Here is an 11,171-nt window from a genome sequence, read left to right as displayed (position 1 = left end):
GTTTTGGCGGGGAGCGCATCATCTCCGGGGGGCGGAGGTTTGGGCGCCACAAGATCCTCCCCCAAGAAGCGCAGCGGAAAGGGGGAGGGGGACCGCGCGCAGCGTGGTGGAGGGGGCGAAAATCGCACGGTGCTTGAATGAGACTTTCAACACAGATGATGCGGTCGCCCCCTCCACCGCTTCGCGGTCCCCCTCCCCCGCTGGGCGGGGGAGGATTACTTCACACCTTTGGCGGCGGGCCGAACTTGCCGGACTGGTAGTCCTGGATCGCCTGGATGATCTCATCGCGGGTGTTCATGACGAAGGGGCCGTGGCTGAAGACCGGCTCGCCGATGGGCTCGGCGTGGCCCAGAAGGACGACGGCGTCGGTGGTCGCCGTGATCTGGACCGCATCCCCGTCGGACAGGGCGGCGAGGTTCCATTGCGGCACAGGGGTTCCGGCGACGGCGATCTCACCCTTGACCCCATAGAGGAAGACGTTGCGGCCACGGGCGACGGGCGTCTCGAACGTCGCGCCGGCAGGCAGGCGCACGACGGCCAGATGGATGTCGATCAAAGACTGGATCGGCGCCTTCACGCCCAGCCAGTCGCCGGAGACCGGCTCGACCGTGACGCCGGCCTCGGTGGTAAAGGTCGGGATGTCGGATTTCTGCAGGCCGATATAGTCCGGCCTGGTCATCTTCAGCCGCGACGGCAGGTTGACCCACAGCTGCAGGATCTCCATCGGCCCGCCGTCGCGCTTGAAGGCGGCCGGGGACAGTTCGGCGTGGATCAGGCCTGAGCCGGCTGTCATCCACTGGACGCCGCCCGCCTTGATGATGCTCTCGCCGCCGCCGGAATCGTTGTGGGCCAGTTCGCCGTCCAGGATGAAGGTGACGGTCTCGAAGCCCCGGTGCGGATGCGGACCGAACGGCAGGCCGGCGTTGCCCGGCGCATAGGTCTGGGGCCCATGGTGGTTCAGGAACAGGAAGGGATCGATCTGGTCCACGCCGGGGCCGGGCACCGGACGCCGGGTGGTCAGGTCGCCGATGTCGTCGCGATGGGCGGGGTGCAGGCGAAGGACGGAACGGGGCTGGGTCATTCGCTACATATAGGGTGGCGGATCGCCGGTGGCGAGATCAGGGGTGGCGAGATCAGCCTGAACGGGAAGCCGTGACGGGACGGGCGCGGCCGTCGTGGATCCACTCTCCAGCCCAGCCATTCAACGCCGGATGCAGATGCAGTTCGCCCTCCGACAGGGGAATGACGACGACCTCACCCTGGGTCGAGACCGGGCCGGCGAAGCCCATTCGGTCGATCCCGGCCGGCGCGTCCAGACTTCGCCAGGCGCCCTCGACCCGACGGCCCTCGCCCCGGTCAGTCAGGGACAGCGACAGCAAGGGCTTTCCGTCCGGCTGGGCGATGCGCCAGCGGCCGTCCAGCGGGCCCATTGCGGCTTCGGCGTCGATCGCGGCCTGGGCGACGCCCTGATCGTAGGTCGTCTGGCTGTCGGAGGGACTGAACTCATAGTCGCCGGCGTAGTCATCGACCGCGACGGGGGCTGTCAGAGGGCGGCGATGCCGCTCGATCTCGCCGTCCCCCTCGGCCGTTTCGCGCCCGAAACGGGACGGCGGCTGATAGGGGCGGACGGCCGGCGCGCGATAGGTTTCAGGCGTCGCGTCCAGAAGCCCTGTCGTCTGGATGGCGGGCTCCAGGGCGACGGCGGACATCAGGGCGAGCAGCAACATATGCCCACCCTGCCAAATCGTCCGGCGCGTCGCCTAGCCGTCCAATGGGCGCGGAACGCAAACGTGATCCGTCGTGATGGAACCGACGTAATCCGCACAATCCGTCGATCTGGGTGTCTGTGCGTTGACACCGGCCCCACAGGGTCACAAAAGCCTTCGCAACCGCACACGGCGATTGAATTCATTCGCTTTTGAGAACCATTCGCATGAACCAGCCCAACCCGACGCCGGGTGGCGCCTCAAGCGACCGGACGGGTCGCTTCGTCACTCAACCGAACAGACATATCACGCCGCTGTCGCCCCACATGGGCGTCTGGCGCTGGCACGTCACCATGACGGCCTCGATCCTGTTCCGCGCGACGATCATCGCCGCCACGGTCGGCGTGCTGTTCGTCTTGGCTTGGTTGGGCGCGCTAGCGTTCGGGCCCGAGGCGTTCCAGAGCGCGCTCGATCTGGCCGGGTCGCCGCTGGGCCTGCTGGTCTTCTTCGGTCTGACGGTCGTGCTGTTCTCCTTCATCCTGAACGGCGCGCGCCACACCTATAACGACACCGGCAACGGGCTGACGGTGAAGTCGGCGACCGCCCTGTCGAACATCGCCGTCTGGGGGCCGATCCCGCTGGCCGTGCTGTTCTGGGTCGTGCTGTTCGCCACGGGGAGGGTTTCGCTGTGAGCGGCGCCGCAAAATTCAAGAACAACGTCAAGGTTTCCGAGCGTCACGGCGCCGGCGAATGGCTGATCGAGCGCATCCTGCTGGTGGCCCTGCTGCCGCTGGGCCTGTGGGTCGCCTCGACCGGCTTCACCCTGGCGGGCGCCGGCTATGACGCGGCGATGGCCTGGTTCGCCAATCCGCTGAACGCCGCCCTGATGGCGATCACTGCGGTGATCTTCTTCGGCTACGTCAGCCTGGCTTGGAAAGTCGTTCTGGAAGACTACGTACCCAACGTCGGAACGCGCGGCCTTCTGGTCCTGCTGCTGAACGTCGTCTTCCTGGTGCTGGCAGCGGCCAGCGTCTTCTTCATCGTGCGGCTGGCGCTGGGCTCGGCGCCGCTGCCCGCTGGTTTCGGAGCCTGATCAACTGATGGCCGCTTACGAACTGATCGATCACGAATACGACGTCGTCGTCGTCGGCGCCGGGGGCTCGGGCCTTCGCGCCGCGCTCGGCGCCGCCCAGCAGGGGCTGAAGGTCGCCTGCGTGACCAAGGTCTTCCCCACCCGCTCGCACACCGTCGCGGCCCAGGGCGGCATCTCCGCCTCGCTCGGCAACATGGGCGAGGACAGCTGGCAGTGGCACATGTACGACACCGTCAAGGGGTCGGACTGGCTGGGCGACCAGGACTCGATCGAATATCTGGTCCGTAACGCGCCCAAGGCCGTCTATGAGCTGGAACACTGGGGCGTGCCCTTCAGCCGCACCGAAGAAGGCAAGATTTATCAGCGCGCCTTCGGCGGCATGACCCGCAACTTCGGCGAAGGCCCGGTGCAGCGCACCTGCGCCGCCGCCGACCGCACCGGCCACGCCATCCTGCACACCCTTTACGGCCAGTCGGTGCGCCGCGAGGTGAAGTTCTTCGTCGAATATTTCGCGCTGGACCTGATCATGCAGGACGGCGCCTGCACCGGCGTGACGGCCCTGCAACTGGACAACGGCCAGCTTCACCAGTTCCGCGCCAAGATGGTGGTTCTGGCGACCGGCGGATACGGCCGCGCCTATTTCAGCGCCACCTCGGCCCACACCTGCACCGGCGACGGCAATGCCATGGTGCTGCGCGCCGGCCTGCCGTTGCAGGACATGGAGTTCGTGCAGTTCCACCCGACCGGCATCTATGGCGCCGGCTGCCTGATCACCGAGGGCGCACGCGGCGAGGGCGGCTATCTGACCAACTCGGAAGGCGAGCGCTTCATGGAGCGCTACGCGCCGACCGTGAAGGATTTGGCGCCGCGTGACATGGTCTCGCGCTCCATGACCATCGAAATCCGTGAAGGCCGCGGCGTGGGTCCGAACAAGGACCACATCTTCCTGCACCTGGATCACCTGGATCCGAAGATCCTGCACCAGCGCCTGCCCGGCATTTCCGAAAGCGCCAAGATCTTCGCCGGCGTGGATGTGACCAAGGAGCCGATCCCGGTCCTGCCGACCGTGCACTATAACATGGGCGGCATCCCCACCAACTATCATGGCGAAGTCCTGACGCTGCGCGACGGCAACCCCGACAGCGTGGTGCCGGGCCTGATGGCCGTAGGCGAGGCGGCGTGCGTTTCGGTGCATGGCGCCAACCGCCTGGGCTCCAACTCCCTGACCGACCTGGTGGTGTTCGGCCGCGCCGTCGGCCTGCGCTGCGGTGAAGTCGTCGATAAGGCCTCGGCTGTGCCGTCGGCCTCCAAGAGCCAGACCGACCAGCACCTGGCCCGCCTGGACCGCTTCCGCTACGCCGACGGCTCGACCCCGACCGCCGAGCTGCGTCTGTCGATGCAGCGCGCGATGCAGGCCGATGCGGCGGTGTTCCGCACCGGCGAGACCCTGCAACAGGGCATCGACAAGCTGCGCGCCATCGAAGCGGCCGGCGCCGACATCAAGACCACCGATCGCGGCCTGATCTGGAATACGGATCTGGTCGAGACGCTGGAATACGACAACCTGATCGCCCAGGCGCTGGTGACGATCGAGGGCGGCCTGAACCGCACGGAATCGCGCGGCGCCCACGCCCGCGAAGACTATCCCGATCGCGACGACGTCAACTGGATGAAGCACACCTTGGCGTGGAAGCGTCCGGGCGAGCAGGTCCAGATCGATTATCGTCCGGTCCACAACTACACCATGTCCGACGACATCGCGTATATCGAACCGAAGGCGCGGGTTTACTAAGATGGTCCAGCTGACTCTCCCCCGAGGCTCCAAGCCGACGACCGGCAAGGTCCACAAGGCCGCGCCGGGCTCCAAGGACGTGAAGACCTACAAGGTCTATCGCTACGATCCGGAAACCGACGCCGATCCGCGCTGGGACACCTATGAGGTGCCGACCGGCGACCACGGCCCGATGCTGCTGGACGCCCTGATCCACATCAAGAACACCATCGATCCGACCCTGTCGTTCCGGCGGTCGTGCCGCGAGGGCATCTGCGGCTCGTGCTCGATGAACATCGACGGGCGCAACGCCCTGGCCTGCACCAAGGGCTGGGACGAATGCGCGTCCAACACCATCACCATCTCCCCCCTGCCCCACCAGCCGGTGGTCAAGGATCTGGTGACGGACCTGAGCCTGTTCTACGCCCAGTACGACTCGATCCAGCCGTATCTGCAATCGGACGAGCCGGATCCCGAGAAGGAACGTCTGCAGACCCCGGCCGAGCGCGAGAAGCTGGACGGCCTGTACGAGTGCATCCTGTGCGCCTGCTGCTCGACCTCGTGCCCCAGCTACTGGTGGAACCAGGAAGAGTATCTGGGCCCGGCGGCGCTGCTGCAATCCTATCGCTGGATTTCCGACAGCCGCGACGACGCCACGCAAAAGCGTCTGGACGACCTGGAAGACCCGTTCAAACTGTATCGCTGCCACACGATCATGAACTGCGCCCAGGTCTGCCCCAAGGGTCTAAACCCCGCCAAGGCCATCGCCGAGACCAAGAAGCTGATGGTCGCGCCCAGCCGCAAGAAGGCGGCCTGATTTCAGAACCCCCCGAAGCGGCGCTTCGGGGGTTTTTTTCTGCGCCCTATTGCGCCAGCTTGAGCCCGCAATGGGCGGCGAAATGCCGAAAATCGGGATCGCCGGAAATCAAAGGGATTCCCGCATCGATGCAGGATTGGGCGATCAGGGCGTCGGCCAGCCGCGCTTTGAGGCCCCGCATCGCAAGCGCGCGTCGATTGAGCGCCGCCCGTTCCCAATAGCCGTCGATCACCGGCACGAGCGGCGCTGCGGCCAGAAGACCGTCGAGATCGCTTTCAGGCGATGGGGCGGACAGCAGTTCCGTCAGGACGAGGGGCGGCAACACCAGCCGTTCGTCGCGCAGCGCCTGGCGAACGGCGGGGCGGGACGGACCGTCGAAGCCGTGCAGGAAGTGCAGGACCGCGCTGGTGTCTGCGGCGATCAAGCCGTGCGGTCCGATCCGCCTGGCGTCCGGTCCTCGCGTAGGTCGTCCAGATCGACCTGCAAGGGCGCGCGGCCTTCCAGAGCCAGCATGCGGCGACTCCAGTCCGCGTGCGCCAGGGTTTCCAGCGCGCGGCGCAGGGTTTCGGTCACGCCCTGGCCCGTGGCATCCTGAGCGGCCGCGAGTAGGCGCGTGGGCAAAATGGCGGTGATCTTGCGCATGTCGTTCATAGGTCGATAATGCCATATAGAGATGCTGGCGCCAACTTACGGTCTTGCGCAGGCGGCATGGCTTGATAAGAGCGGCGCATGGCCAGCATCACCTATATCGAGCATGACGGAACCGAGCACGTCGTCGACGTGAAGCCGGGGCTGAGCGTCATGGAAGGCGCGATCCGCAACAATGTGCCGGGCATCGACGCGGACTGCGGCGGGGCCTGCGCCTGCGCGACCTGCCATGTCTATGTCGACGAGGCCTGGCGCGAGGCGACGGGCAAGCCGTCGGCCATGGAAGAATCGATGCTGGACTTCGCCGAAGAGGTCGAGCCGAACAGCCGCCTGTCGTGCCAGATCCGGGTGTCGGACGCGCTGGACGGCCTGATCGTGCGGTTGCCGGAAAACCAGCACTGAAATGATCGACGCGCGGCTGATCGACAGGATCGGCCGATGGATCGACCCGCGCACCGAGGCGATAGGCCGGGACGGTCCGCCGATCCTGGGGATCGCGGGATCGCAGGGTTCGGGAAAATCGACCCTAGCAAAAGCCGTCGCCGAGCGGTTCGGCGGGGCGAGCCTGTCGCTGGACGACGTCTATCTGACGAAGGCGGAGCGGGCGGCGATGGCGGCCCGGGTGCATCCGCTGTTCGCCACGCGCGGGCCGCCGGGGACGCACGACCTGGGGCTTCTGAACCATCTGCTGGATCGGTTGCAGGGGGCAGGGCCGGACGACCTGACGCCTCTGCCGCGTTTCGACAAGCTGGCCGACGATCGGGCGCCCGAGGCGGACTGGCCTGTCGTGCAGGGTCGGCCCCGGGTCATCGTGCTGGAGGGATGGTGCCTCGGCGCGACACCGCAGGCCGAGGGGGACCTGATTGCGCCGATCAACACTCTGGAGGCCCGGCAGGATGTCGGGGGCCAATGGCGCAGGACGGTCGATGCGGCCTTGGGTCAGCCCTACGCCCGCCTGCGCGCGCGTCTGGACGCCCTGATCTTTCTGAAGGCGCCGGGGTTCGATGTCGTGCTGGACTGGCGCTGCGAGCAGGAGGCGGGATTGATGGGGCAGGACGCCGTATCGCCCGAGCGACGCGCGGCCCTGGCGGTCTTCATCCAGCATTATGAGCGCCTCAGCCGGCATATGATGAAAGGCGGCGTGGAGGCGGACCTGATCGTCGCTCTGGACCGGGACCGCGGGGTTCGCCGTCTTGAAGGCGGGCTTGGCGCCTGAGCCGCATCTGTGCGTTATCGGACCATGAGCCTGTTTGGATCCAAGCCCGCCGTCGAGCCCGACCGCCGCATGGGCGCGCGCCGGCCCGCCAATGCACGCGGCGTCATCTGTGCGCCCGGCCTGGAGACGGCGTGTCTGATCGTCGATCTGTCGGACGCGGGGATGAAGCTGCGGCTGGACCGGGGCGGGGCCCTGCCGCGCGAGGTGGTCGTGGTCGATGTGGCCGCGGGCGTCGCCTATCCCGCCACTGTGGTGTGGCAGCGCGGGCAGGAGGCCGGGCTGAAACAGACCGGGGCCAAGTCGCTGAGAGGCCTGGCGCCGGCAAGGCTGATCCCCGCGCGCGACGCCTGGCTGAGAGCCGGGGGGCGCTGATCGGCCCGGTTAGTCCGCCGTATCGGCGGGCATGGAGCCGGCGTTGATGGCGATGCGGCCCACCAGCCCCTTGACGATCAGGTCCAGGGCCGAGCCCTCGCGATAGTCGGCGGCGGCGACGAAGTTCACCCGGTCCTCCGAAATCAGGGAATAGACCTTCTTCTGATCCCGCTCGTTCGAGCGCGGGTCATAGACGGCGATCGAGAAGCCGCCCTTGGTGTGCATCATCTTCATGGTCGGCACATCGGTGTCGCCGTCGCCGATGAAGATCATCCGGTCGAAGGGCACGGCGCGCTCGTCGTCGGGGATGAAGTGGTTGATGCGTTCGTGCTCCCAGTGGTTCTTCACGCCCTTGTTGATGCGGAACAGATACTGGGTCTTGGTGGTGTAGTTGACGCCGACCGCCGGCCAGGCGGCCTCGCCCTTGTCGTCATAGACGTAGTGGGAGGCGAAGACGTGGGTCAGGGCGGGGCGGATCGGCGTGCCGTCGATCATCTCCTCCAGTCCGGCGGAGATGATGTAATGCTCGATCTCCAGCCCGTATTTGGCCCCGAAGGCGTTCATCCGGTCGAACCAGCTGAGGTCCTTCAGACCCTCAAACAGGGCCACGGCCTCGCCGTGCTGGCGCAGGGTCTCGCGCGTCACCGGGGCGCCGTTCTGACGCGCGTGATGCAGCATAAGCTGCATGTACATCAGGATGCCGTCGCCGTCGGCGTCCTTGGTCAGGCGCTCGGCCTCTTCCCAGAAGGCGCCGATGCCCATGCCGACGGAGGGGATGAACGACACCTCCTGCATATTGCCGCGCGCCAGGGTGCCGTCGAAATCATAGATCAGGGCGGTCTTCAGCAGCGGGGTCTTGGGTTCGGCCGTATCGGGCATGGGGCGAGATCCTTGGTGGAAGCCCGCCCTCTATATCAGCCCGCCGCGCCCGTCGATTGCCGCCGCTGGCCGAAGGTGGGCGCCGCCGCCTTCTGCTCGGCCCAGTAGTCGGCGCCCGTCGTCGGCTTGAACATGGTGCGCGGCGAGCCGTTGCGGGCCACGACGGCGAAGGTGTTGGTCGAGGCCTGATAGATCAGGGTGTCGCCATTGGGTCGTTTGACGGTCTCGGCGTCGGCGGGCGGACTGGCGGTGAAGGCCTTCACCTTGGCGATATAGTCCTGGGGCGTTCGGGCGTCGAAGTCCGCGCCGTTTCGCGCGAACAGACGGGCCGTCTTGGCGTCGATGGTCTCGGTGCGGGTCACCGTCAGACCCGGCTTGATCTCTTGCGTCGTGGTCGTCTCGATCGTTTCGGACACAAGACCGGCCTTTGGCGCCGCCTCGGTCGTCCGATCCCGCGTCTCGACCGCCGAGCTGTTGTCGCAGCCGGCAAGCGCCAGCAGACCGCACAGAACCAGCGCGGCCCCTCCCCTCGTCAGCGTTCTCATTCTTCCCTCCAGATACCCGCTGCACGCGACGAAAGCACAACTTTATTGTTCGCGCAATGTTCTCGTCTCGACGCCGTCACGCGCGGCGGCTAGACCGTGGGCATGGACAATCGCCCCCTTTCGAACCGCAAGATCCTGCTGATCGTCGGCGGCGGCATCGCGGCCTACAAGGCGCTGGAGCTGGTGCGGCTGATCGCCAAGGCGGGCGGGCGGACGCGGGTGATCCTGACGGAATCCGGCGCCGAGTTCGTCACGCCTCTATCGCTGGCGGCGCTGAGCGGCCATCCGGTGCGGTCAGGGCTGTTCCACCCGGACGACGAGACCAGCATGGGCCATATCGAGCTGTCGCGCTGGGCCGATCTGGTGGTGGTGGCGCCGGCGACGGCGGGACTGATCGCCAAGGCGGCGAACGGCCTGGCCGACGACCTGGCCTCAACGACCCTGATCGCCACGGACAAGCGGGTGTTGCTTGCGCCGGCGATGAATGTGCGGATGTGGGAGCATCCGGCGGTCCAGGCCAATATGGAGCGGTTGAAGGCTTTTCCGGGCTTTCACGGCGTCGCGGTGGTGGGGCCGGACGACGGCGAGATGGCCTGCGGCGAATACGGGCCGGGGCGCATGGCGGAACCCGCCGCGATCCTGGAGGCCATCGAAGGGCTGCTGGCCGGCGCTGCCGGACGACCGCTCAAGGTACGCAAGGCCGTGGTCACGGCCGGCCCGACGTTCGAACCGATCGACCCGGTGCGGGGCCTGACCAATCGCTCCAGCGGCAAACAGGGCTACGCCATCGCCGCCGCCCTGGCCGAGCTGGGGGCCGAGGTGACGCTGGTGTCGGGCCCGACGGCGTTGGCGGCGCCAACCGGCGTGACGCGGATCGATGTGGAGAGCGCGCTGGAGATGCAGGCGGCGACGCAGAGCGCCCTCCCCGCCGACATCGCCGTGCTGTCGGCCGCCGTCGCCGACTGGCGCATCGACACCATCGCCGGCGGCAAGATCAAAAAGGGACCCGGCGGCCCGCCGACCCTCGCCCTGATCGAAAATCCCGACATTCTGGCCGGCGTCGCCGCGCCCGGTCCGAACCGCCCGGCCCTGGTCATCGGCTTCGCCGCCGAGACGACGGATCTGGAGGCCAATGCCCGCGCCAAGCTGTCGCGAAAGGGCTGCGACTGGATCCTGGGCAATGACGTATCCGACGACGTGTTCGGCTCGGACGGCAACGCCGTGCTGCTGGTCACCGCCGATCGGACCGAGACCTGGCCGCGCCAGTCCAAGACCGCCATCGCCCGGGCCGTCGCCGCCCGCATCGCTGATCATTTCAAGGCCGCCGAATGACCGAAACCGCCATCCAGATCCTGCGCCTGCCGCATTCCGAAGGTCTGCCCCTGCCCGCCTATGAGACGGCCGGATCGGCGGGCATGGACCTGCGCGCCGCCGTGCCCGAGGATCAGCCGCTGACCCTGGCGCCGGGTCAGCGGGCGCTGGTGCCGACGGGGCTGAAGATCGCCCTGCCGCTGGGGTATGAGGCCCAGGTGCGGGCGCGCTCGGGACTGGCTTTGAAACACGGCATCATCTGCCCCAATGCGCCGGGCACGATCGACAGTGACTATCGCGGCGAGTGCGGCGTGATCCTGGCCAATATCGGCGCCGAGCCCTTCGTCATCCGCCGCGGCGAACGCATCGCCCAGCTGGTGATCGCCCGGCATGAGCGGGCGGACTGGATCGAGGTCGAGACGCTGGACGAAACCGCACGCGGGGCGGGCGGGTTCGGATCGACGGGACGGTAACCCTCCCCCCCCCCATGACAGATTTTTCAAAGGCTATCGCTGACGCATCGAGCGGCAAGGGTCATCGTTGCATAGGTGTAGAGGCCCTGCTCGCCTTCATGGCGACGCTCCAACCAAAGCCGGGTTGGATCGATCTCATTGAAACTTATGAGATCGCAGGAAATCTTGAGGTTCCGCGAATAGACCTCAGCATCTACGGCGATCACGGCGCCTATGATCAACCTGCCCCGGAGCGCCGACGTTTGGCCAGAGAACGGGTTGAGGGGATGCTGGATGCAGTGTCTCGCGAGCAAAGAGAGTTCATTTTTCAGGTCTGGCTAGACAGCGCTGAATAAATGGC

Annotated in this window: 16 protein-coding genes; 10 read left to right on the top strand and 6 right to left on the bottom strand. The window is 66.9% G+C overall.

The genetic code is table 11. The features are described 5' to 3' along the window. Positions 1–220: 220 nt before the first annotated feature. Positions 221–1,081, bottom strand: a complete 861-nt coding sequence (locus VH88_RS09300; RefSeq protein ID WP_045811001.1) for a pirin family protein — start codon at positions 1,079–1,081, stop codon at positions 221–223. Between the two features lie 52 nt (positions 1,082–1,133). After that, positions 1,134–1,727, bottom strand: coding sequence for a hypothetical protein (locus VH88_RS09295; protein WP_045811000.1), 594 nt, complete (start codon positions 1,725–1,727; stop codon positions 1,134–1,136). Between the two features lie 206 nt (positions 1,728–1,933). On the opposite strand from VH88_RS09295, the gene sdhC reads away from it, so the two are divergent. The 4 genes from sdhC to VH88_RS09275 are packed head-to-tail and all read left to right on the top strand — an operon-like array spanning position 1,934 to position 5,387. Continuing rightward, positions 1,934–2,398, top strand: coding sequence for a succinate dehydrogenase, cytochrome b556 subunit (gene sdhC, locus VH88_RS09290; RefSeq protein ID WP_197071042.1), 465 nt, complete (start codon positions 1,934–1,936; stop codon positions 2,396–2,398). Continuing rightward, entirely contained in the window at positions 2,395–2,799 is a 405-nt protein-coding gene (sdhD, locus tag VH88_RS09285) for a succinate dehydrogenase, hydrophobic membrane anchor protein (protein WP_045810999.1), read from the top strand. Before sdhC ends, sdhD begins: the two co-directional genes overlap by 4 nt. 7 nt (positions 2,800–2,806) lie before the next feature. Beyond that, positions 2,807–4,591 (top strand): succinate dehydrogenase flavoprotein subunit, encoded by a 1,785-nt coding sequence (sdhA, locus tag VH88_RS09280; protein WP_045810998.1) that lies wholly within the window; start codon positions 2,807–2,809, stop codon positions 4,589–4,591. 1 nt (position 4,592) lies between these two features. Continuing rightward, positions 4,593–5,387 carry a succinate dehydrogenase iron-sulfur subunit gene (locus VH88_RS09275; protein ID WP_045810997.1) on the top strand — a complete coding sequence of 265 codons (795 nt, stop codon included), beginning with the start codon at positions 4,593–4,595 and terminating at the stop codon, positions 5,385–5,387. A gap of 46 nt (positions 5,388–5,433) precedes the next feature. Here the strand turns inward: VH88_RS09275 and VH88_RS16260 are convergent, their stop codons facing one another. Then, on the bottom strand, positions 5,434–5,811 hold the full coding sequence (locus VH88_RS16260; protein WP_045810996.1) for a PIN domain-containing protein: 378 nt from the start codon (positions 5,809–5,811) through the stop codon (positions 5,434–5,436). Continuing rightward, positions 5,808–6,029 carry a hypothetical protein gene (locus VH88_RS16255; protein ID WP_045810995.1) on the bottom strand — a complete coding sequence of 74 codons (222 nt, stop codon included), beginning with the start codon at positions 6,027–6,029 and terminating at the stop codon, positions 5,808–5,810. Before VH88_RS16255 ends, VH88_RS16260 begins: the two co-directional genes overlap by 4 nt. Positions 6,030–6,116: 87 nt before the next feature. Between VH88_RS16255 and VH88_RS09260 the strand changes: the two genes are divergently transcribed. The 3 genes from VH88_RS09260 to VH88_RS09250 are packed head-to-tail and all read left to right on the top strand — an operon-like array spanning position 6,117 to position 7,623. After that, positions 6,117–6,437, top strand: coding sequence for a 2Fe-2S iron-sulfur cluster-binding protein (locus tag VH88_RS09260; RefSeq protein ID WP_045810994.1), 321 nt, complete (start codon positions 6,117–6,119; stop codon positions 6,435–6,437). A 1-nt stretch (position 6,438) separates the two neighbouring features. After that, positions 6,439–7,251, top strand: coding sequence for a kinase (locus tag VH88_RS09255; RefSeq protein WP_082064430.1), 813 nt, complete (start codon positions 6,439–6,441; stop codon positions 7,249–7,251). A 9-nt stretch (positions 7,252–7,260) separates the two neighbouring features. Next, positions 7,261–7,623, top strand: a complete 363-nt coding sequence (locus tag VH88_RS09250) for a PilZ domain-containing protein (protein WP_231576633.1) — start codon at positions 7,261–7,263, stop codon at positions 7,621–7,623. Positions 7,624–7,632: 9 nt separating this feature from the next. Here VH88_RS09250 and VH88_RS09245 read toward each other — a convergent pair whose 3' ends face one another. Both VH88_RS09245 and VH88_RS09240 read right to left on the bottom strand, forming a co-directional pair. Further along, positions 7,633–8,502, bottom strand: coding sequence for an HAD family hydrolase (locus VH88_RS09245; RefSeq protein WP_045810993.1), 870 nt, complete (start codon positions 8,500–8,502; stop codon positions 7,633–7,635). A 35-nt stretch (positions 8,503–8,537) separates the two neighbouring features. After that, complete coding sequence (locus tag VH88_RS09240; protein ID WP_045810992.1) at positions 8,538–9,047, bottom strand: hypothetical protein; 510 nt, start codon at positions 9,045–9,047, stop codon at positions 8,538–8,540. Positions 9,048–9,149: 102 nt separating this feature from the next. On the opposite strand from VH88_RS09240, the gene coaBC reads away from it, so the two are divergent. The 3 genes from coaBC (at position 9,150) to VH88_RS16000 (ending at position 11,166) form a co-directional block, all read left to right on the top strand. Next, positions 9,150–10,379: a bifunctional phosphopantothenoylcysteine decarboxylase/phosphopantothenate--cysteine ligase CoaBC gene (gene coaBC, locus VH88_RS09235; protein WP_045810991.1), complete on the top strand. Its 1,230-nt coding sequence runs from the start codon at positions 9,150–9,152 to the stop codon at positions 10,377–10,379. Next, on the top strand, positions 10,376–10,831 hold the full coding sequence (gene dut, locus VH88_RS09230; RefSeq protein WP_045810990.1) for a dUTP diphosphatase: 456 nt from the start codon (positions 10,376–10,378) through the stop codon (positions 10,829–10,831). The genes coaBC and dut overlap by 4 nt, the downstream gene beginning before the upstream one ends. A gap of 98 nt (positions 10,832–10,929) precedes the next feature. Then, on the top strand, positions 10,930–11,166 hold the full coding sequence (locus VH88_RS16000) for a hypothetical protein (protein ID WP_197071041.1): 237 nt from the start codon (positions 10,930–10,932) through the stop codon (positions 11,164–11,166). Positions 11,167–11,171: the final 5 nt, after the last annotated feature.

The organism is Brevundimonas sp. KM4 (genome assembly GCF_000964075.1).
Classification (GTDB): domain Bacteria; phylum Pseudomonadota; class Alphaproteobacteria; order Caulobacterales; family Caulobacteraceae; genus Brevundimonas; species Brevundimonas huaxiensis.
This window is presented reverse-complemented; position numbering and strand designations above follow the sequence as displayed.

Coding starts and splice junctions, on each gene's coding strand:
- dut (WP_045810990.1), top strand. CDS start 10,376: ATGACCGAAACCGCCATCCAGATCCTGCGCCTGCCGCATTCCGAAGGT.
- VH88_RS09245 (WP_045810993.1), bottom strand. CDS start 8,502: ATGCCCGATACGGCCGAACCCAAGACCCCGCTGCTGAAGACCGCCCTG.
- VH88_RS09300 (WP_045811001.1), bottom strand. CDS start 1,081: ATGACCCAGCCCCGTTCCGTCCTTCGCCTGCACCCCGCCCATCGCGAC.
- coaBC (WP_045810991.1), top strand. CDS start 9,150: ATGGACAATCGCCCCCTTTCGAACCGCAAGATCCTGCTGATCGTCGGC.
- VH88_RS09275 (WP_045810997.1), top strand. CDS start 4,593: ATGGTCCAGCTGACTCTCCCCCGAGGCTCCAAGCCGACGACCGGCAAG.
- VH88_RS16255 (WP_045810995.1), bottom strand. CDS start 6,029: ATGCGCAAGATCACCGCCATTTTGCCCACGCGCCTACTCGCGGCCGCT.
- sdhC (WP_197071042.1), top strand. CDS start 1,934: ATGAACCAGCCCAACCCGACGCCGGGTGGCGCCTCAAGCGACCGGACG.
- VH88_RS16000 (WP_197071041.1), top strand. CDS start 10,930: ATGGCGACGCTCCAACCAAAGCCGGGTTGGATCGATCTCATTGAAACT.
- sdhA (WP_045810998.1), top strand. CDS start 2,807: ATGGCCGCTTACGAACTGATCGATCACGAATACGACGTCGTCGTCGTC.
- VH88_RS09260 (WP_045810994.1), top strand. CDS start 6,117: ATGGCCAGCATCACCTATATCGAGCATGACGGAACCGAGCACGTCGTC.
- VH88_RS09255 (WP_082064430.1), top strand. CDS start 6,439: ATGATCGACGCGCGGCTGATCGACAGGATCGGCCGATGGATCGACCCG.
- VH88_RS09295 (WP_045811000.1), bottom strand. CDS start 1,727: ATGTTGCTGCTCGCCCTGATGTCCGCCGTCGCCCTGGAGCCCGCCATC.
- VH88_RS09240 (WP_045810992.1), bottom strand. CDS start 9,047: ATGAGAACGCTGACGAGGGGAGGGGCCGCGCTGGTTCTGTGCGGTCTG.